The organism is Vibrio sp. L3-7 (assembly GCF_963898195.1).
GTDB classification, from domain to species: Bacteria; Pseudomonadota; Gammaproteobacteria; order Enterobacterales; family Vibrionaceae; genus Vibrio; species Vibrio echinoideorum.
In genome coordinates this window covers 35,595-56,330 of the sequence record NZ_CAWQUW010000011.1, presented here as the reverse complement: position 1 = coordinate 56,330, position 20,736 = coordinate 35,595, and the positions used below count along the sequence as shown (strand labels likewise).

Here is a 20,736-nt window from a genome sequence, read left to right as displayed (position 1 = left end):
TCTACTGCCCTTTACTGTTATCCGATATTGCTTGATTCGATGCTGTTTGAGCAGTTGTCATACTTTGAATAGAAAGATCCGTCGAGGCGTAAACTGACATGCCCGGCTTAAACTGATGACCTTGGTTGGTAATCTCGACCAATACTGGGTAGGTCAAATTTTGCATCTCAACGCCAATACGCTGCACGCTCGCTTCCATCTTTATCTCAGGGTTGGTTTCAGACCACACCACCACTTCTTGACCAACAGTGAAGTGTTTCAGGTCATACTCACTTGCCATAAATGACAGAGTGACCTTATCAATATTGACCACTTCATAAAGCAAGTCCCCCTCGCTTACCCAAGCTCCCGATTGCGCGGGTTTGTTGGATATATAACCCGAAATAAGAGATTCAATCTGAGTATTTTCAAGATCAACTTGAGATTGTTGGTAGTCAATTTGAGCCACAGACACTGACGCTTTCGCGCTTAAAAATTCAGCACGTGCTGTGTCTAGCTCACCCATTGAGAGGCTGTTCTTTTCGATAAGGGCTAGATAGCGGTTATATGTGGCCTTTCGCAATGCTAGATCAGCCTGCGCAAGGGTAAGATTGGCCTTAGCCTTATCCACGCTAAACTTAAAATCATCGGCTTTAATCTGAGCAAGTACTTGTTTTTGGTTGACGGCGTCGCCCACTTCAAGGTTATTCATCTCCACGACTCCGGGCACTTCTGCCACAACACTGTGTTTGTTCAACCCTTGAACGTGACCGATCAGCTCTGTTGCTTGAGTTATTGATGCTTGAGTCGTTGAGACACCGAGAAGTGCAGCCAGCACGATAATTTGAGTTTTCATAATTCAACCTTCACCTATTGATGTGAGCTATTGTTGAACTGTCTTTGTCGAATTAAAGTCGAAGTCGATTCGACATTGAAAAATAATCGGAAGACGTTGAATTTTTTTGATTAACGCTATCAATTAGACATAAATTCGACATAATTTTGGATAGGCTACGTTTTTGTTTGGAGTCGAAGTTTGCCGGGAGTCGATGTTTTGATGAGAGCAGATATTTTAATGGAGCAGATAGATGCTTGAGCGCAGTCGTATTTTAGTTGTTGAAGACAATATCGAACTACAAGGCATTATTGCCGACTTCTTAGAGGTCAAAGAGGCTGTTGCAGACTTTGCTTCCGATGGCGATCAAGGCTTCAAGCTAGCTATGAAGAACGACTTCGATGCAATTATCCTAGACGTTATGCTGCCCAAGCTTGATGGTATGCAAGTGGCCACTAAACTGCGCCAAAATGGCGTAACGACACCAATTTTGATGCTAACGGCCTTGAATGGCCAAGAAGATCTATTAAACAGCTTCGATTCTGGCGCCGATGACTTTGTGACTAAGCCCTTCAAATTTCCAGAACTAGAAGCTCGTCTTTGCGCACTCATTAAACGCAATAAAGGCTTGGTTGCTCAAAAGACCTTAAGCTTTGGCGAAGTGACGATTGATGAGAAAACACACACCGCTTCAAGAGACGGACAAACGCTAACTCTGACCCCTATCTTGTTTCAAATTCTGAGAGAGTTAGTGAAAGCTCAGGGCGGCGTCGTATCTCGTGAAAGCTTAATCTTCATGCTTTGGGGCGATGACATTCCTGACAAAGATGTACTCCGTAGCCATATCTATTTGTTAAGAAACGTCCTCGATAAGCCATTCAAGTTTCCTATGCTCAAGACGATTCCTAAACACGGTTTTCAATTGATCTTATCTGCAAGTGAGCCGCAATAAACATGAAGATTCGAACCAAGCTAGGCAACTCCATCGAGGATGTCAGGATCCGCACCATGCGTACCTTTGCTGTCATCGCACTGGTTTCTTCATGCGTGGTATTTTTTGTGTTCTCGCTTCGTTTAGTTTGGCAGGAAGAGGCTCAAATCGAGAGCCACCTAAAATCATTTAAAGGTGTGGCAGAACAATTCTACAAAAGCCTTTCACCCGAAGGTAGCCTAAAGCTCTCGGACAACGTGACGGCTTATTATGGTGAAGGCGACTTTACCGACCAACTCAAAAAACTACCGCCCATGGCATTGGATACCGTGGATCGCCAACGTTTTGAAATAAGACTCTCTGAAGAAGACATTATTATTCCCGGCGTGATCGTCTATCACTTCTCCTTCGAAGATCAAGGCAAAAACATTCCGACTTACATCACCATCAGCTCTTTTGATATGGATTTGTGGGACGACAGTTGGGGTGTATTGATGGCAATCTCAACTTTGCTCATGCTCGGACTGATCATTGTATTGCGGATTACCCTTAAGCGAGTGTTCGACCAACTGATAGCACCGATTGGAAACCTCAGCACTCAACTCAGCAAACATGAGTCCGATAACTTCCATGTCCCGACGAATACCGTTGATGAATTGCAGATGCTCACCTCACACCTCAACAGTTACTCAAAAATGAAAGACCGACTTGCCAAGCAAGAGATGATGTTTGCGAAATACGCTAGCCACGAATTAAAAACACCGATAGCGATTGTTCTTGGCGCTGCCGAATTGCAAGCGATGAAGCCGAACGACCCAGCATTTCAAACCAAACAACGCGAACGTATTCTTGGGGCGGCCAATGGCATGAGTTCCACCGTTGAGGTGTTATTGAACATTGTTAAACAAGAGAACTCTTCAACCGAAAAAACATTCACCGTTATCGACGATGCCACTATCGATTTATCGAAGTACCACACGATGTTGGCTTCTGGCGTCACGTTAGAGCTAAACGTTGAGCCGAGCACCACGCTCAACATGCCATTACCTCTGGTGAATATGGTGTTGAAGAACTACATTGAAAACGCGATTCGATTTACCACGCAAGGTGAAATCTCGGTGACCATCAACTCAAACACAATTTCCGTTTCTGATACTGGCGCAGGGCTGAATGATGATACAAAAACTGAACACGGCCTTGGCCTAATCATCGTAAAACGCATCGGAGACAGTTACGGCTGGACATCAACACTGATCGATAACGCACATTCAAACTCGACATCAAACAGTTTTGGCTGCACTGCGAACTTTTCTCGAAACGATGTATAAACTGCGTCTATTCAAAAGCGGCTCTTACAAGAAACAGCGTATACAAAAAAGGACATCGAGTGATGTCCTTTTTTAATGAATCTGAGGAATGAGCTATTCCGCCTTTCCTTTCACCCCACACCCTTTAATCACTAATTGGGTGATGAATTCAGCGGCATCTTCATAATCTTTGTCATCGAGCTGATCTTTCTGCATCACGCTGCAAATCTGCCAGCCAAAATCGGCGTAAGTTTGAGTGGCCGCCCAAATGGTAAACATCAGGTGGTGTGCAGGAACGTCATCCATTAAGCCTTGTGCTGACCACGTTGAGAACTTATCAAGGATCATCTGGGATTGCTTATACAGCTCGTCACCAATCTCTTTCGGCAATACTTTAGCGCCAGACATCACTTCGTTAGCAAACACTTTAGAGGCGTGCGGATGATCGCGAGAAATGATCAGCTTGGTTTGAATATATTGAGACAAGGCTTCAACAGGGTCGCTGAGCTCTTCAATCGGACGTGACGCTTCCAGTAAGGGCTGAGTGACGGTTTCTAAAACGGCATTGTAGAGCTTATCTTTGGAGCTGAAATAATAGAATACATTAGGTTTAGGGATGTCGGCCGCTTTCGCGATATCAGCCATTTTTGTTGCGGCATATCCATGAGTAGCGAATTGCTCACACGCGACTTCGATTATTAAATCTTGATTCTTTTGTCTGATCCTAGACATGTTGCATCCTTTACAGCTCATTACTAAAGCCATAGTAATCAACGTGCTTCATTAGTCCAGAAGATAATCTCAGAACTCGAGGTCACAACATTGATAGCAATAAAATGGTCGCTCTTATGTGAAAAAGACGCGACCATTCAATACTGCTAGCTTTCCGACGTTAATATTTTTCCGGCTATTCGAACTGTTCAGTTTAAAGAATCAATATTGCGCGGAAGTCATTCACGTTGGTTAGCGTCGGCCCTGTGTTCAACAACACACCGACTTGCTTAAAGAAGTCGTAGCTATTGTTGGCATCGAGATAGTCTTGCGCTTTAAGCGACAGGCTCGAACCTTGTTGCCATGTTTGAGGCGTGATCCACGCACCTGCATTATCTTCAACACCATCAATGCCATCAGTATCAGCCGCCAGAGCGAATATGTTTTCCTGCCCTTTTAACTCGCTATACAAGCTTAAAAGGAACTCACAATTACGCCCACCACGACCATTGCCTTTAACGGTTACTGTGGTTTCACCACCGGAAAGTATCACGCAAGGCGTCTCAAATGGGTGCTTGTGATTGGCCACTTGCTTGGCCAACGCAGCATGAACCTTGGCGACATCTCGAGCTTCCCCCTCAATGCAGTCACTCAGCACATAGGCAGGTATACCTAAACCTTCGGCCTCTGCCGCGGCTGCTTCCAATGCCGACATCGGCGTGGCAATAATATGGTGCTCTGCGTTTTTCCAACAAGCATCATCCGGCTTCACGGTTTCTGACTCTGGATTATTTAACCATTCAAATGCCGAGCGTGGTGTTTCTATCTGGTAACGTTCTAAAATTGCCATCGCATCAAAACGTGTCGTGGTGTCAGGTACGGTTGGGCCTGATGCAATCACACTAATATCGTCTCCCGGCACATCCGAAATCGCTAAAGAGACTACTCTTGCTGGATACGCAGCTTTCGCTAGTTGCCCACCTTTGATAGACGATAAGTGTTTACGCACACAGTTCATCTCATCAATGGCTGCGCCCGACTTGAGCAGCGCCTTATTGATTTGTTGCTTCTCAGCCAAGCTAATGTCGCCACCGGGCAGGCTTAGCAAAGCAGAACCGCCGCCAGACAGTAGACAAATAACGGTATCGTCAGCACTCAGGCCACTCACTAATTCCAGCATACGTTGGCTCACTTCTAAGCCCATCGCATCCGGGACGGGGTGCGCCGCTTCGATCACCTCAATGTGTTCGCAAGGTGCGGTGTGTTCGTAGCGGGTCACGACGAGGCCTTCAAGGTCACGCAGTGCGAGATCTTGCTGTTGCTTAACCTGCCAGACGGCCTCTAGCTCAGCGGCCATCGACGCGGCGGCTTTTCCTGCTCCTATCACCACAGTTCGCCCAGCTTGGTTAGCTGAGCGGTAAAAAATGTCTTGAGGAAGAAAAGGTTCGATGTGATTTTTAGGTAGCGCCTGATTAACAGCACTTGAGAAAAGGGTTTGCAGAAACTGCTTAGCATCAATGTCCATCAGCCACTCCTTAGTTGACGGAGGAAAAAAGAACCCCGATACAAGGCCAAAGGGTGCCTGCTAAGATCAAGTTGGAAAGGAACAACTTCAACCTCTGCCTCGTATCAGGAACGCGTATAAAAGGAGACGAAACTACGCGATTTATAAACAAACTGTTTGAAACTGGTGGGCTACGAATCAATAGCAGCCCGAATTAATTAATGGATAATCAGTTGATTGACTAACCACTAAACAGACGAACCGTTAATTAGATTAACGAATCGAGTGGTCAGAACGTTTCTCAATCGCTTGAATAAGCGCAGAGTGGTCCCAACCTTCTCCGCCCATTTCGGCACACTCGCCAAACAGCTCTTGAGCGTTAGCCGTATTCGGTAATGCAACCCCTAACTCTTGTGCGCCCGTTAGCGCTAGGTTTAGGTCTTTTTGGTGAAGTGAGATTCTAAAGCCAGGGTCGAATGTGCCTTCAACCATACGTTCGCCGTGCACTTCCAAGATCTTAGAATTAGCAAAGCCACCCAATAGAGCCTGACGTACGCGTGCTGGATCAGCACCGGCTTTTGAAGCAAACACTAAGGCTTCAGATACGGCTTCAATATTCAGTGCCACAATGATCTGGTTGGCGACCTTACACGTTTGACCTGCGCCGTTGTCGCCGACTAGCGTGATGTTCTTACCCATGATTTCGAACAGAGGACGAGCTTTATCAAAAGCGTCTTGTTCACCGCCCACCATGATAGTCAGCGCCGCATTGATAGCGCCTACTTCGCCGCCGGATACCGGAGCATCAAGGTATGACGCGCCGCCTTCATTGATTCGCGCTGCAATTGCTTTGGTGGCGATTGGCGAGATGGAGCTCATATCGATAACCAGTTTCCCAGTTGCTCCGCCCGCTGTTAGACCTTTCTCGACACCGTTATCACCAAACAGGACATCTTCAACTTGAGGGGTGTTCGGCACCATTAGAATAATGATATCCGCCGCTTCAGCCGCTTCAGCTGGTGAATGGCAGACCGTTGCGCCTGCTGCAACAAGATCGGCAGGTGCGGCATTAAAGTGATCCGACAGAATCAAATCGTGACCTGCTTTTTGAAGGTTACTCGCCATAGGTTTACCCATGATGCCAGTTCCGATAAATGCAATTTTAGACATGTTGTTCTCCTTAACGTTTGAGGGTTACCAGACGTAATTAACGGTACTGGTGCAGCCAACCAAGGCCTTCTGTCGTTGTCGTTTTAGGTTTGTATTCGCAGCCAACCCAACCCTGATAGCCCAGCTCATCAAGATAATTGAGCACGAATGGGTAATTGATTTCTCCAGTACCCGGTTCGTGTCGGCCTGGGTTATCAGCCAGTTGGACGTGTGCGATTTGACTAATGTTCTGTTGCATGGTCGGCGTAAGATCGCCTTCCATTATTTGCATGTGATAAATATCGTATTGGATAGAAAGGTTATTGCTCCCTACCTCTTTGATGATCGCTTTGGCTTGCTCTGTGGTGTTCAAGAAGAAGCCCGGAATATCACGGGTATTGATCGCTTCTATCACTAGGCTGATACCTTCTGCTGCTAACGCGTTTGCCGCGTAATGCAGGTTAATCACAAACGCCGATTGCGCGTCTTGTTGAGTAACACCTTGCGGGACAATCCCGGCCAAGCAATTCACTTGAGTACAACCGAGTGCTTTAGCGTAAGCGATGGCTTTAGGTACACCCGCTTGAAACTCTTCAACTCGTGTTGGGTCTACCGCGATACCACGGTCGCCAGCATCCCAATCACCCGCAGGCAAGTTAAATAGCACTTGCTCTAGGTTATTAGCATCGAGCTTTGCTTTGATTGCCTGAGCATCAAAGGCGTAAGGGAAAAGATACTCCACACCTTGAAAGCCCGCTTCTGCGGCAGCTTCAAAGCGATCCATAAAATCAACTTCCGTGAATAACATTGACAAGTTTGCTGCAAATTTTGCCATGACTCTGTCCTTATTCTTTATCTGTAAAAATCTGGGTTATTTGTAGTAAAGCCTCGCTCTATTGGAGACTTTCCGTAGAGCTAAACCTCAGCTCTACGGATACACATGACTTAATGATTACTTGTACGCTAGCGCTGTTGGGGCATCGCCACGGCTTTCGGCAAGTGGCTCAAATTCGTTGATGGCGTTGATCTCTACGCCCATCGCAATGTTGGTTACTCGCTCAAGAATCAACTCAACAACAACCGGTACTTTATGCTTGTTCATCAGCTCTTTGGCTTGCTCAAACGCAGCGGCAATTTGGTCTGGTTCACGAACTCGAATCGCCTTACAACCTAAGCCTTCAACAACGGCTACATGGTCAACACCGTAGCCTTCAAGCTCTGGCGCATTCTGGTTATCAAACGCCAGTTGTACACAATAATCGATATCAAATTGACGCTGTGCTTGGCGAATCAAACCTAGGTACGAGTTGTTCACCAACACATGAATGTATGGCAGGTTGAATTGCGCGCCGACGGCCAGTTCTTCAATCATAAATTGGAAATCGTAATCACCAGAGATGGCAACGATATCGCGATTTGGATCAGCTGCTCGTACACCCAATGCGGCTGGTGTTGTCCAACCTAGTGGGCCAGCTTGACCACAGTTGATCCAGTTACGCGGCTTATAAACATGCAGGAACTGAGCGGCAGCGATTTGCGACAAACCAATGGTGCTCACATAACAAGTGTCACGACCAAATGCCTTGTTCATCTCTTCATAAACGCGCATCGGTTTCATTGGCGCTTCATCGAAATTGGTTTTACGCAGCATGGTCGACTTGCGTTCCTGACACTCACTTGCCCAAGCATTTCGGTTTGGCAGCTTGCCAGCATCACGCCACTCTTGCGCCACTTCAACCATTAGCTCTAGTGCTGCTTTCGCATCAGAGACTATGCCCAAATCCGGACAGAACACACGGCCGATTTGAGTTGGTTCAATGTCCACATGTACAAACTTACGACCTTCGGTGTAAACATCCACAGAACCGGTATGACGGTTGGCCCAACGGTTACCGACACCAAACACGAAGTCAGAGTTAAGCATGGTTTCGTTGCCGTAACGGTGAGAAGTTTGTAGCCCCACCATACCCGCCATTAAATCATGGTCATCTGGGATAGAGCCCCAGCCCATTAAGGTTGGAATAACAGGAACACCCGTGATCTCGGCAAACTGTTGCAACAATTCAGATGCGCCAGCGTTAATCACGCCACCACCCGATACAATCAGCGGTTTTTCCGATTGAGACATCATAGTTAATGCTTTCTCAACCTGCGCGCGCGTCGCTTTTGGCTTATAAGGTTCTAGTGGTTCATAAGTATCGATATCAAACTCAATCTCAGCCAGCTGAACATCAATCGGTAGATCAATCAGGATTGGCCCCGGACGACCCGAACGCATTAAATGAAAGGCTTTTTGGAATGCGCGTGGCACTTGTGCAGGTTCCAGCACCGTAGTCGCCCACTTAGTCACTGGCTTAGCAATGGATTCAATATCAACCGCTTGGAAGTCTTCTTTATGAAGGCGAGCACGCGGAGCCTGACCTGTGATGCATAGAATTGGAATCGAATCTGCAGTCGCAGAATAAAGGCCCGTGATCATGTCAGTTCCCGCAGGGCCAGAAGTACCAATACACACACCTATATTGCCTTGATTGGTACGTGTGTACCCTTCAGCCATATGGGATGCACCCTCTACGTGACGAGCTAAGACGTGGTCGATTCCTCCGAGCTTTTTCATAGCCGCATACATAGGGTTTATTGCTGCGCCGGGAACACCAAATGCGATGTCTACACCTTCACGTTTAAGCACTTCTACCGCTGCTTCAATCGCTTTCATAACTGCCATTCGAACCTCCAGTTCAGATTGTATACAATTAAACTAACTTTTGTGTACTATGAACCATCCTCGCTATTTATCAACCCCAAAATGAAACAATATTGTTACATCACACGGCCACTTTGAGTAAGCACCAACCTTGAAAAGCTTACAATTCATTGCTTTACATAAAATATCTTTACGTAAAAATAAATTACAAAAAGATCAAATGATAAATAAATGTTAAATACCCTTTGCTTGTTTACAATTTATGCAATATAAATACCCTTAAAAAGAGCATTTTGTATACAAAATGACATCGTATTGTGTAAAGGAGACAAGCAATGATGAATGACGTGAAAGAGAGAGAAGATGTGCTGTGTATGCAGGTACTTGGGAAGGTGGACAACTCCGAGTACAAAGAGATCTTGTCTAAAGATGCATTAAAGTTCTTAGAAGCCCTTGTTAGTAAGTTTGGAGATCGCCGTCATGCCCTGCTAAATGATCGCGACATAAAACAAGCTCAATATGACAAGGGTGAGTTACCCAATTTTAGAAAAGACACCATTTCCATCCGCCAAAATAAAGAATGGAAGGTGTCTACACCACCACCAGAGCTACTCGATCGCCGAGTAGAGATCACCGGGCCTATCGAAAGAAAGATGGTGATCAACGCGCTAAACTCAGGCGCGAAAGTCTTCATGTGCTGCTTTGAAGATGCGTCTTCTCCTACTTGGGCCAATATGGTCGAAGGGCAAATCAACCTAAGAGATGCCAACCTTGGCACCATTAGTTATTTCGATGAGAAGAAGCAGAAGCGTTACCAATTAAACGACGATCCTGCACTGCTGATCGCACGCCCACGAGGGATCCACCTTCCTGAGCAATCCATCCAATTCAACAATCAGCCTATCGGCGGTTGCTTGATGGACTTCGCTTTGTACTTTTTCCACAACTATCAATCACGTGCACAACAAGGTTTAGGGGTTTACTACTACATTCCCAAACTTGAGAGTATGGAAGAAGCACAGTGGTGGGACGATATCTTCAGCTTCACCGAAAACTATTTCCACGTACCCAAAGGCACCATTCGTGCGACGGTTTTGATTGAGACACTTCCAGCCGTATTCCAAATGGAAGAGATCTTGTACGCCATGCGTGATCATATCGTAGCGATGAACTGTGGCCGTTGGGATTACATCTTTAGCTACATCAAAACGCTGAAAAACCATAAAGACCGCATCCTGCCTGACCGCCACGGGATCGGCATGGATCAAGGGTTTCTAAATGCCTACAGCCAGCTGTTGGTACGTACTTGTCACGCTCGCGGTGCACTGGCGATGGGTGGTATGTCGGCCTTTATTCCAGCGAAAGACCCGCAAGAGATGGCGCGTGTGACTGCCAAAGTAATTGAAGACAAACAGAGAGAATCTCAAAACGGACACGATGGGACTTGGGTCGCGCACCCTGCACTGGTTGATTTAGCGATGTCGATATTCGATAAGCACCTTGATGGCAAAGTAAACCAAATGGATTTCCAAAGCCCAGAGCATGTGATCAATGCAGACTCGTTACTAAAACCTTGTGAAGGCAGTCGTGACGAAGCGGGCGTTCGTAAGAATATACGCATCGCGCTGTATTACATCGAAGCTTGGATTCAAGGCTATGGCTGTGTACCTATCTACGGCCTTATGGAAGATGCCGCGACCGCTGAGATCTCGAGAGCCAATATCTGGCAATGGATCCACCACGGGGTAACACTCGATGATGGCCAAACCTTTACCAAATCACTATTCCGCTCTTGGCTTTACCAAGAGATAGACACCATAAAACATGAAGTCGGAGACTCGCGCTATGCAGCAGGTCGATTTGAAGAGACAGCTGATCTTTTCTATCAACTTTCTACAGCCGATGAGTTCGCTGCCTTCCTAACTTTACCCAGCTATGGGCTGTTACAAGAGTCCAGTTAGGACTCTTGTACCGAGCTGAATCAGTCAATGATATTCACCAACAAGAGTAATGATTGGCTGGCTGAGCTTGGTACGTATGCCCCTTGAAAAACTAGGAGATAACATGGGAAGTTTGACTCTACAACAAGCGTTAACCATCATCGATGGAACCTTAAAAGCAGGAAGTAAGATCCACACAGAACCTTTGACGGTCGCCGTCTTAGACAGTGGTGGCAAGCTGATTTCCCTGCAACGTCAAGACGGTTCTAGCATGATGCGACCAGACATCGCGATTGCTAAAGCGTGGGGAGCTCTCGCACTGGGCTGTTCCTCTAGAAAACTCGCCCAAGATGCTGACAACCGACCAGCATTCATCTCCGCCGTAAACGTGCTCGCACACGGAAACATGGTGCCAGTACCAGGGGGGCTACTGATTCGAGACAAAGATAAAACGGTACTGGGCGCTATCGGGGTTAGCGGCGATATATCAGATATCGACGAAAGCTGCGCCATTAATGGCATTGGCTGTGCTGAACTGTTTAGCGATGAGATGCTACAAGCTTAACTAGCCAATTCACTGTACTGAAGTTCTTAAACAGAAACAAAAAACCGAAGCCTGAGCTTCGGTTTTTATTCATAAGTTGCGCCAACAACACTAACGAATAAACTGCGATTAGACAAAAACCACTAGCGAACAAGAACCATTAAGCGCGTCCATTTGGCGTCTTGCTTAAACTGATTAGACAACCAGTAATCAACACTAAACGATCCCGCACCAAGTACCGCTAACGCCAAATACCCACCAGCAACAGAGACGTTTTTGTAGAAGTGAATCATTTGCCCCGATGAACTTGGGTCGAAGTGAAACATAACACCAGAGACTAAAGAGAAAAATGCAATCGAGAACGCTGTAAAGCGAGTCATAAATCCAGCTAAAATTGCAAGCCCGCCACCGAGTTCAAGCAAGATAACCAAAGGCAACAAGTGAGCACTAACTCCTTGAGATGCCATATATCCCGCAGTTCCTTCATAGCTAAATAGCTTTCCCCAACCCGCTTGAATAAACAAGTAAGCCAATAAAATACGAGCGAAAAAAGTCAGTGTGTCGTTCAATCTGGTGTTCATAGTTCTAAGCCTTAATAAGTTTCATTACCTATAGGTTATTCGACTTAGCATTAAGATGATAACGAGAAAAATAGAACAACTTGTTTGAAATTTTAGTAGACATACTCACATGCAAATTACTGACTAAATCCGAAGATTGAACAACCTCAATGCTGTTACCATTGTCTTAAATTCATTGAAACACTCGCTTTGAAAAAGCTAGAGAAGTGCTGAAGAGCCTCGGCTCAGCCTAAGTCATCTAAATGAGTCAGAGAAATAACCCCGTTTAACAAGCACAAAAAAACCGAAGCTCATCACTTCGGTTTTCAAATCAGTTTGAGTTAGCTCAGTTCAATAAATTCAGCAAGCCGATCCAGCCAGTCAATTACTCGTAAGCACTCAGCCATGTTTTAAGCAACTGGTTAGTATTTTTCTTCTGACTAGTAGACAGTGATTTAACGAGCTTTTTTTGCGTTTCGACATGCTCTGTCATCATTTGATCAATCAAAATAAGACCATCTTTTGTTAACTGAACACTCACGCTGCGTCTATCTTCTTTACTGTGCTCACGACTGATCAGCCCTTTGGCTTCTAGCTTATCAAGGCGATTGGTCATCGCGCCTGATGTCAGCATCATCGACCCGATCAGTTCTGACGGAGTCAGTCGGTAAGGCTTTCCAGAACGTCGCAACGTCGCCAGCACATCAAACTCACCCAGCTTCATGTCGTATTTTTTATGAAGCTCGGCAACTTGCGTCTCCATATACTTGGCAATACGCATAATCCGGCCCATCATTGCCATAGGCTCAGTTTCTAGCTCAGGCTTTTCCTTTGCCCATTGCTCTACTACGCGGTCGATAGCATCCATTTGCGATCTCGCTCCGTTATTAGTCTGATTACTTCAAACTAGTTTAACATAAAGATACTTTACAACCACTAGTTCTCAGTATACAGTTCACACAATAGTTATCTTAACGTAAAGATATTTCAGATGAACATATTATTAGCAATGATCCCCGCATTCTTTTGGGGAACAACCTATGCAGTAACGCAATTTACGCTACAGGAGTGGCCACCATTATTATTGGGTGCTTTGCGTGCGTTACCTGCTGGTTTGTTATTGCTAGCGGTAAAACCAACGCTGCCTAAAAAAGGCGAGTGGCAGATCATTTTCACATTGGGCCTTATCAATATTGCGACCTTCTTTGGCTTGATCTTCGTAATGGCGCTAACGCTACCTTCGGCGATCTCTGGCGTGGGTATGATCTCTGTGCCGGTGTTCGCGATGATCTTCCACTGGGTAGTGAAAAAGCAACGCCCACATCTGATTCAAGCCCTGTCTGGTATTGGCTTGATCACCTTAGCGTGGATATTGTTTAATCCAAGTCAGATCGCATTAAACCCGATCGGTTTAGGTGCCATGTTCGCGGCAATCATGTGTATCGTTATCGGCAGCAGCATTACCAAATCACTGGGTAATCGCATGCACTGGTGGAAAGTATTAACGTGGCAGCTGATTCTAGGCGGTACGATTTTATCTGTCGCATCTGGCGTTCATGCGTTCATCGACCCGCAGCCTTATGTTAACGCTGTCACTCATTTCGATTCTCGTAATGCTATGGGGCTATTGTGGGTGATTGGACTAAACACAGCTCTGGGTTATGGCATGTATGTGTGGCTGCTACAACGTATGTCAGTGGTTGATTTCACCTTCGGTGGTATTGCAAACCCAGTTGCAGGCATCGTGACCGGTATGGTGTTAATGGGCGAATCGTTTACTCCAGTCCAATATTCACTAATGACTGGCATGATCGTGATGTCACTACTACCGCAGCTTATCCTTGCAGTAAGACAAACCAAACAAGTTAAGCCTGTTACGCAGTAGAATTTACATAATAGTCACGACCTATACAAAAACCCGCCCAGAGCGGGTTTTATTTTACCGACTTCACATCTATATAAGATATCTATTTGTTCTCTAACGACGCACACCTTATTATGAATTCAATCATCAATTCAGGCGTTCGATATGGCAAAAGATCTCTTCTCCAACTTAGACTTAAATCTTCTTCGCACTTTTATCATCTTGCATCAAGAACGAAACATGCGAAAAGCAGCTGAACGTCTCTTTGTATCTCAACCAGCGGTCAGTAAAGCCCTACAAAGGCTGCGTGACCATTTTGACGATGAACTGTTTGTAAAAACACACCATGGCTTGCGCGCGACTGATCACGCGACAATGTTAGCGGAAAGCATTTCACCAATACTTGATGAACTTTCTTTTGCCATTAATAACAGCAATGATTTTAACCCCGCCGAACTACAAGGAGTGGTAAAAGTCGCACTATCCCCATATTTGCTGTCGTCCCTTTCAAGCAAGCTCTTTAATGCCATTCGTTCTGAAGCGCCATTAGTGCAAATTCAGCTATTGAATTGGTCTGGTACCACCATGACTGACATTATTAATGATGAAGTCCACATCGGGTTGAACTACGAGATCAACCACGCACCTAAAGAGCTACTGCAAAAGCCCATTGCACAAGATACTTTCAAAGGGTATGTCAGGAAAGATCACCCATACGAAAAAGAGTCTTTGGAAGTTAAAGACGGAGTTAACTTTGAATTGGCTTCAGTCATTGCGGTTGATTGGAATTCACACCAATCACAAGCGGAGAAAATACTAAAAGTAAAAGGCTTGAAAGCAAACATTGGTTTCCGTTCAGAATTGCCGTCTGCAGTTATTGATGTCGTCAAAAATTCAGACATGTTATTCCCAGCATCTAAATTCTTAGAAGTTGAGCAAGAGACGTCATTAAGAACTATCAAGTTATTGTTTGATAGTAACTATTATCAACCAACCGTTTGTGCTTATTACCACCATAAAAATAGAAATAGTCCAATGACACTATGGCTTAAGAAAATACTGGTTCTCCAACTCAATAATAACCAGTAGTTATCACCCTCTTTACTCTGTTTCATTAATAACTCATCGTTAAGGCCTCTATTCTTTTAAGGGATTAGAGGCTTTTTTGTTCCATCCCTATACTTCTCTCATCGGCTAGGAACGCCACATAACACTGCAAGAAGCAACCTTTGTTCCTATACAATATTTGAGAGTAAACCATGAAACTAAAACTACTAAGTGCTGCTATTGCGGCGACATTTCTTGCTGGCTGTTCTTCTTCTGGTAGCAGCGATAATGGTACAACCCCAGGACCACAAACTGGTGTAGCTGATGTTGTTTATAACGAAGAACTTCATACTGCTTACATTATGGGTGACGAAGGTAACAATGCTGTTGTTATTGGTGATGGCGAAGGAAATGCGATTGTAACTGTAAACGGTGAAATATTCACAATTCAAGGTGATGTTGTGGTCAACGCGAATGGCGACATCGTTGGTACTGTGGTTACAGATAATGGTGTTGCGACCGTTTATATCAACGACAAATCATATACATTAGCGGTTGAAAATGGCCGGTTGGTCATCGAAGGTTCAGTGTTAGACCCAGAATTTGGCGATGACGAATGGGGGCCTTCTGCTGGCAATGAATTCTTTGCTAATTACATGGTTGTAGACGACCTTGGAATGCCTGTAGCGCTTATCGAAGGTGACAACGGTAACTACATGTGGGTCATACAAGGAGAGGATGCTTATTACCTTAACATCAACGGTTCAGATGCTAAACCAACTCACAAAATCGTAGATGGTGAAGTGCTAACGATGTCTGGTGAAAGCACTGGGATCACGGTAGAAACTCATCGTACTGATGGTCAAATTACACATTTAACATTCAATACTCCTCGCGGTGAAGAAATTATTATTCGCCATGAAGACGGCCGTTTAATCGCTACTGTTTTTGGCCACGGTCATGAACACGAAGGCCCTGATTCCGCGCCTACTTACGGTGATATAGATGATGTTTTAGGCACAACTATCATTACTTTGGACAACGGTGAAACCCTGATTTTAAAAGATGGAGCTTTATATCACCCTAAATCAGACAGTGGCGCAGCATTTAATGCTGACGGTACTATCACCAACATGGATGGAAAAGTAATAGCACATGGTGAGATGCAAGAACTCGGTTTTGTTGTTAGCTTAGATAATGGCGCTGAAATTACATTCCGTAATGACGATGGACGCCTTTTCGCAGCATTAACCCGCAAACCGATTGAACATCCTATTGAAGGAACACCAACGCATCCAATTGAATTAGACCCTTCTCAACCAATTCGCGATGGCATTATTGATCACGCAAACATTGGTGAATCAATAGATATAACAATTAATAATCGTGGCCATATTATTGTCGAGAATGAAATGATTAAGGGTGACTCTGGGTACCGTATAACTGAAGAAACCACAGGTGTAGTTATCAAAAACCCTGAAGGAGAGACCGTAGGTACTCTAAAAAGCAAAGAACTTAACTATGGCCTAACGTACTCTCTAATTAAAACTGAGCATGGCATAACAATTGTCCAAGGAAGGAAGAACGCTTTAGGTTTAGTACAAATTGAAGGTGCGAAAACTATCACACAAGACACAATCGATGACTTAAAAAGTAACCTTCAATCTCTTTCTCAAGAGCAACGTCAGCAAATTAAACAAGCAGTAAAAGACCGCGCTAGTCGTAGCTAATAAAAAATAATAAAGATAAAAGCAAAGGAGCCGCTTATTAGCGGCTCCTTTTTATTTGAGAGTTGAGAACACGATGAAACGACTACTATTCACTTTATTGATGCCCCTTACCGTATATGCAAACGACCATCAATTACAAACATTAAGCTACCACGATCCGAGTTTAAGTTTTCAAACAGCTAAAGCTGGAGACAACTGGATAGGTACAGTATCCGGCGTAATTCAAGCAACTGAAGAGGTGAACATCAGTGCAGAAATAGATTCTGAAGGATATTTAGAACTAGGTACAGGCTATGGCGTAATGCTAGGTGATTACTACACAGAAGCTTTCATCAGCTATGGTCGTGCCGATTTTTTTGATATTTATGATGTTGGCTTATTCAGTGGAACAGCTCTAACCAACAACATAATGGTATTTGGTAACACATCCCATGAATGGCGAAAATTCCCTTTATTCGATTTAAGTGATGCGAGCCGAGAATGGAAAAGTACCATTGGGACCAGTTACTCTCCCACACAGTTTATGAACTTTGCTTATTCATTCAGTCATGACCGCCAATTAACGGGGTCAAAAGGTTATTACAACAGCCAAGACGTCACTTTTACGCTGAAACCCAAATGGGTGGAACCGTATGTGAAATATACATTCGGTCAAAAGCGCGTTAGTCCAAGTGACCGTACCCGTTCTGATGGCATCGTCGAGTTAGGCTTCAACCTACGTTTTTAGTTTACCGTTTCGTGTGGTAGCTCTCACCCCTTTATAGTCTGATTAAATAAAGGGGCTTTTTGCTTCATATCATGTCTTTCGTATCAATTGAGCATACAGCGATCGACTTAAATCAGTTTCGCCGCTTCAGCCTCAATTTCAACTTTCCATCGCTCGTCAAAGAGCCCTTGTACAAACAGTAATGTCGTTGGGAGACCACCAACATCGAAAGGCAATCGCTGCTTTGCGGCTTGATAGTCAGACATATCATTCCGGTCGACTAAGTACAGCCTTACACTGATTAAATCTTCGATATCCATTTGGTTTGCCTGAAGCACACCTCTCAGATTTTTCCAAGCCAGTACAATCTGTTGTTCCGCACTTTCAGCCACCATCCCTTCGCTATCAATCCCTAGTTGCCCAGCGATGTGCAACCGCGTTGAACCTGCGGGGATCAACGCACATTGATGATAATTAGCGGCTGGAGCGGGTACTGAAGAAGGGCTCCATATCTTATTCATCATTACCCCTCAGAGGCTGTGACGATTTTTGACATGACGGTGATAATTGGCATATCCGTAAGCATCGCGCCTAAACGGTCAAAATCACCAATATCTTTGCGCCAAGCAATGTATTCATTAAAGTGAGCGGTACTTTCCCATTCTTCACATAAAACCAAGGCATTTTCTGCCAAATCTTTTTGATAAAGCTCCGCAGAAAGGTTGCCGTTAAAAGTACGAGTATCTGGCAATATTTCGTTAAAAAACTCACCGATCTCTGCCGTTTTATTTTCAGTATGGCTCAAGGTAAATTGCACTAAAATAGTCATCATTCTCTCCGTTTTCTTATTTTGTTAAGGTACGAGGAGAATCTTACTTGTTTGTTAAAATAGATAAATACAGTAATATTTGAAACATAGTTCGATTTAATAAGACAATAAACCACCATGAAAAACGAATTGCATCGCATGCAAGTGTTCGCCCAAATTGTAGAATCGGGCTCTATAACCAAAGCGGCTGATAAGCTAGAGCTATCAAAGTCTGTCGTTAGTCACCATTTACAAGGACTTGAGCAATACCTTGATGTAAAACTACTCACTCGAACAACACGTCGCCAATCCTTAACCGACGCTGGACAACGTTTTTATCAACGATGCTTAGAAATGCGAAAATTAATGTCGCTTGCAGAAGAAGAAGTACGCGAGTCCTGTTCTGATTTTGCAGGCACTATCACCATCACATCCCCACACACATTGATGACACATCTTATTGGACCTGCAATGTGTGAGTTTATGAAAAGCCACCCTCGTATCGAGCCTCAACTATTGGCCAACGATATGCGCGTAGATCTTATCGAGAAATACATAGACCTGTCGGTCACTGTTGGGGCTCTTCCTGATTCAACGTCTCGTGCAATCAAGCTCGGAGAGCTTCATCAGGTACTGTGTTGTCACCCAGATTATCTTACTAAGGCGCAAATACCGCAACCAGTCACGCCAAGTGACCTCTCCCAATATGACTACATTGCCAATCAGTGGGAAGGAATCAACAGCCAAAGAAGCTTTGAAATTAATAAGGGCAAAGTAAGCACGTATCAATTCAGGGCAAGTCGAATCGGAGATAGCGTTCCGACCATCCGCATGATGGCCTTAAATGGGTTGGGGATTGCCTGTTTACCTAAACAAGCTATTGAAGAAGACCTGACAAAAGGGACATTGGTAAACATCTTGCCCAAAGATCAAGTTCTTAAAGCCTCTTTCTATGTCGTACATAATTATGGGTTACAGGTGCCAGCCAGAATTCGCGCCTTTATTGAACACCTAAAACAACACGCTGAATCTTATTCTTAATATCTTTCAACCAAATTGCCATACGTCGCTAAACTGGCGATTTATCGACCAACATTAAACCTCACAAAGAATAATGACTTTGTTTAGGCTATCTAAAATGAAATAATTTTCTTCAAAATAACTACATTATAGATTTAATTTCCACAAAAAACTCAAATTAGAGATAAAAAGGCAAAACTTTTCTCCGACTACCTTTCTATACTGTGCCACGTCATTAAGGCGCCACAAGCCTATGATTTAAAATAATTATTAATGAGTAGTCACCATGAATTCGAAGTCGCTAACTATCTTGCTTTTTGTCTCTGTTTGCTTAATTTGGGGAACCACTTGGTTCGCTATGGAAGTGGCATTGCATTCTATCCCACCTATTTTTGCCACTGCGTTACGTTTTTTACTTGCAGCACCTCTGCTTGCGGTATTAGCAAAAATCTTCAACCAACCTTTGCTTTTCCCTAAAGGTAAACGTCAATGGCTGCTTATTGTGGCACTGATGTATTTTGCTATTCCGTTCACTTTGATGATCTATGGTGAGCAATACATCTCTTCTGGTCTAGCGTCGATCATCTTCGCCAACATGCCAGTCGCTGTCATGCTGATGTCGGGTTTATTCTTAGGTCTACGATTGGCGAAACATCAAATCTTTGGTTTGGTCACAGCTGTTGTGAGCCTATGTTTAATCCTTGGCAATGAAATGCAAATGGGTGGTGATGACTACCTTATTGGCACGGTTTGCTTAGGCCTTGCTGTTGCCATTCACGCAGTGATGTATGTTTTAGTTCAAAAGCACTGTAAAGGCATCGAAGTACTTACCTACAACGCCGTTCCGAGCTTAATTGCTTCTCTATTCTTGTTCGCAGTTTCTGCAATGGGTGAAAGCGTTAATGTTGAATCCTTCACTTGGGATTCAATCTCAGCTGTCGTGTACCTAGGTTTTGTGGCGAGTGTTGGCGGCATTGTGGCTTACTTTAAATTAGGACAGGTTTCGACGCCGTTCCAAGCGTCTATCTGCTTCCTAATCTTCCCAGTGGTTGCGCTGCTGATCTCTTGCTACATCAATGGTGAGGTTCTATCTGAACAGTCTCTGCTTATGATGATCCCTCTACTTTGTGGCATCTTGCTGACCAAGGCACCTAAGGGAATCTTCAAGCTACGCTCTTCTTTGAAAACAGTAAGTAGCAACTAGGCTAAGCTAGACTAATAATCTGTATATATAACCCTAGGGCTCGCAATGAGTCTCTAGGGTTTTATTTAGTTACGACTCCGACTTGAACCTCTCTCACGTCCACCTCATATACTTCAGTCTGTTCCAACACGAGCACTGGTTTACTGCTCATATCAGATAGCCAATAACGCATCAATCGAATGACTTAAAAGCC

20 protein-coding genes are annotated in these 20,736 nt (G+C 44.5%); 10 read left to right on the top strand and 10 right to left on the bottom strand.

Annotation, left to right across the window (positions count from 1 at the left end):
- Window position 1: 1 nt before the first annotated feature.
- The gene (locus AACW75_RS09770) at window positions 2-835 is read right to left on the bottom strand and encodes an efflux RND transporter periplasmic adaptor subunit (protein ID WP_145571465.1); all 834 of its coding nucleotides are present in this window, start codon (window positions 833-835) and stop codon (window positions 2-4) included.
- A gap of 232 nt (window positions 836-1,067) precedes the next feature.
- Between AACW75_RS09770 and AACW75_RS09765 the strand changes: the two genes are divergently transcribed.
- Window positions 1,068-1,766, top strand: coding sequence for a response regulator transcription factor (locus AACW75_RS09765; RefSeq protein ID WP_145571463.1), 699 nt, complete (start codon window positions 1,068-1,070; stop codon window positions 1,764-1,766).
- A gap of 56 nt (window positions 1,767-1,822) precedes the next feature.
- Complete coding sequence (locus AACW75_RS09760; RefSeq protein ID WP_145571509.1) at window positions 1,823-3,073, top strand: sensor histidine kinase; 1,251 nt, start codon at window positions 1,823-1,825, stop codon at window positions 3,071-3,073.
- A 93-nt stretch (window positions 3,074-3,166) separates the two neighbouring features.
- On the opposite strand, the gene AACW75_RS09755 is transcribed toward AACW75_RS09760, so the two are convergent.
- From AACW75_RS09755 to gcl, 5 genes are all read right to left on the bottom strand, one after another.
- Window positions 3,167-3,784 (bottom strand): TetR/AcrR family transcriptional regulator, encoded by a 618-nt coding sequence (locus tag AACW75_RS09755; RefSeq protein ID WP_017111425.1) that lies wholly within the window; start codon window positions 3,782-3,784, stop codon window positions 3,167-3,169.
- Between the two features lie 193 nt (window positions 3,785-3,977).
- Window positions 3,978-5,288 carry a glycerate kinase type-2 family protein gene (locus AACW75_RS09750; protein WP_145571461.1) on the bottom strand — a complete coding sequence of 437 codons (1,311 nt, stop codon included), beginning with the start codon at window positions 5,286-5,288 and terminating at the stop codon, window positions 3,978-3,980.
- Between the two features lie 252 nt (window positions 5,289-5,540).
- Window positions 5,541-6,437 carry a 2-hydroxy-3-oxopropionate reductase gene (locus AACW75_RS09745; RefSeq protein WP_017111423.1) on the bottom strand — a complete coding sequence of 299 codons (897 nt, stop codon included), beginning with the start codon at window positions 6,435-6,437 and terminating at the stop codon, window positions 5,541-5,543.
- 37 nt (window positions 6,438-6,474) lie between these two features.
- Window positions 6,475-7,251: a hydroxypyruvate isomerase gene (hyi, locus tag AACW75_RS09740; protein ID WP_145571459.1), complete on the bottom strand. Its 777-nt coding sequence runs from the start codon at window positions 7,249-7,251 to the stop codon at window positions 6,475-6,477.
- A gap of 117 nt (window positions 7,252-7,368) precedes the next feature.
- Complete coding sequence (gcl, locus tag AACW75_RS09735) at window positions 7,369-9,141, bottom strand: glyoxylate carboligase (protein ID WP_145571457.1); 1,773 nt, start codon at window positions 9,139-9,141, stop codon at window positions 7,369-7,371.
- A gap of 314 nt (window positions 9,142-9,455) precedes the next feature.
- Between gcl and aceB the strand changes: the two genes are divergently transcribed.
- Together aceB and AACW75_RS09725 are read left to right on the top strand one after the other, a co-directional pair.
- The gene (gene aceB / locus AACW75_RS09730; RefSeq protein ID WP_145571455.1) at window positions 9,456-11,081 is read left to right on the top strand and encodes a malate synthase A; all 1,626 of its coding nucleotides are present in this window, start codon (window positions 9,456-9,458) and stop codon (window positions 11,079-11,081) included.
- A gap of 103 nt (window positions 11,082-11,184) precedes the next feature.
- On the top strand, window positions 11,185-11,625 hold the full coding sequence (locus AACW75_RS09725) for a GlcG/HbpS family heme-binding protein (protein WP_016795812.1): 441 nt from the start codon (window positions 11,185-11,187) through the stop codon (window positions 11,623-11,625).
- Window positions 11,626-11,747: 122 nt separating this feature from the next.
- On the opposite strand, the gene AACW75_RS09720 is transcribed toward AACW75_RS09725, so the two are convergent.
- Both AACW75_RS09720 and AACW75_RS09715 read right to left on the bottom strand, forming a co-directional pair.
- The gene (locus AACW75_RS09720; protein ID WP_145571453.1) at window positions 11,748-12,185 is read right to left on the bottom strand and encodes a DoxX family protein; all 438 of its coding nucleotides are present in this window, start codon (window positions 12,183-12,185) and stop codon (window positions 11,748-11,750) included.
- A gap of 364 nt (window positions 12,186-12,549) precedes the next feature.
- Window positions 12,550-13,032 carry a MarR family winged helix-turn-helix transcriptional regulator gene (locus AACW75_RS09715; RefSeq protein WP_004732835.1) on the bottom strand — a complete coding sequence of 161 codons (483 nt, stop codon included), beginning with the start codon at window positions 13,030-13,032 and terminating at the stop codon, window positions 12,550-12,552.
- Between the two features lie 123 nt (window positions 13,033-13,155).
- On the opposite strand from AACW75_RS09715, the gene AACW75_RS09710 reads away from it, so the two are divergent.
- The 4 genes from AACW75_RS09710 to AACW75_RS09695 all read left to right on the top strand — a co-directional run bounded on the left by AACW75_RS09710 (window position 13,156) and on the right by AACW75_RS09695 (window position 17,532).
- Window positions 13,156-14,049: a DMT family transporter gene (locus tag AACW75_RS09710; RefSeq protein ID WP_017083049.1), complete on the top strand. Its 894-nt coding sequence runs from the start codon at window positions 13,156-13,158 to the stop codon at window positions 14,047-14,049.
- Window positions 14,050-14,193: 144 nt separating this feature from the next.
- The gene (locus AACW75_RS09705; protein ID WP_076647319.1) at window positions 14,194-15,117 is read left to right on the top strand and encodes a LysR family transcriptional regulator; all 924 of its coding nucleotides are present in this window, start codon (window positions 14,194-14,196) and stop codon (window positions 15,115-15,117) included.
- Between the two features lie 170 nt (window positions 15,118-15,287).
- Window positions 15,288-16,805 (top strand): hypothetical protein, encoded by a 1,518-nt coding sequence (locus AACW75_RS09700; RefSeq protein WP_108214136.1) that lies wholly within the window; start codon window positions 15,288-15,290, stop codon window positions 16,803-16,805.
- 73 nt (window positions 16,806-16,878) lie between these two features.
- Window positions 16,879-17,532, top strand: coding sequence for a hypothetical protein (locus tag AACW75_RS09695; protein ID WP_121602792.1), 654 nt, complete (start codon window positions 16,879-16,881; stop codon window positions 17,530-17,532).
- Between the two features lie 107 nt (window positions 17,533-17,639).
- On the opposite strand, the gene AACW75_RS09690 is transcribed toward AACW75_RS09695, so the two are convergent.
- Together AACW75_RS09690 and AACW75_RS09685 are read right to left on the bottom strand one after the other, a co-directional pair.
- Complete coding sequence (locus tag AACW75_RS09690; RefSeq protein WP_017096165.1) at window positions 17,640-18,035, bottom strand: RidA family protein; 396 nt, start codon at window positions 18,033-18,035, stop codon at window positions 17,640-17,642.
- A complete protein-coding gene (locus tag AACW75_RS09685) occupies window positions 18,035-18,343 on the bottom strand; it encodes a putative quinol monooxygenase (RefSeq protein ID WP_145571451.1) in 309 nt (102 codons plus the stop codon). Before AACW75_RS09685 ends, AACW75_RS09690 begins: the two co-directional genes overlap by 1 nt.
- Window positions 18,344-18,457: 114 nt before the next feature.
- Here AACW75_RS09685 and AACW75_RS09680 point away from each other — a divergent pair, with 114 nt between their 5' ends.
- Together AACW75_RS09680 and AACW75_RS09675 are read left to right on the top strand one after the other, a co-directional pair.
- Window positions 18,458-19,360, top strand: a complete 903-nt coding sequence (locus AACW75_RS09680) for a LysR family transcriptional regulator (RefSeq protein WP_145571449.1) — start codon at window positions 18,458-18,460, stop codon at window positions 19,358-19,360.
- 265 nt (window positions 19,361-19,625) lie between these two features.
- The gene (locus AACW75_RS09675; protein ID WP_145571447.1) at window positions 19,626-20,543 is read left to right on the top strand and encodes a DMT family transporter; all 918 of its coding nucleotides are present in this window, start codon (window positions 19,626-19,628) and stop codon (window positions 20,541-20,543) included.
- Window positions 20,544-20,736: the final 193 nt, after the last annotated feature.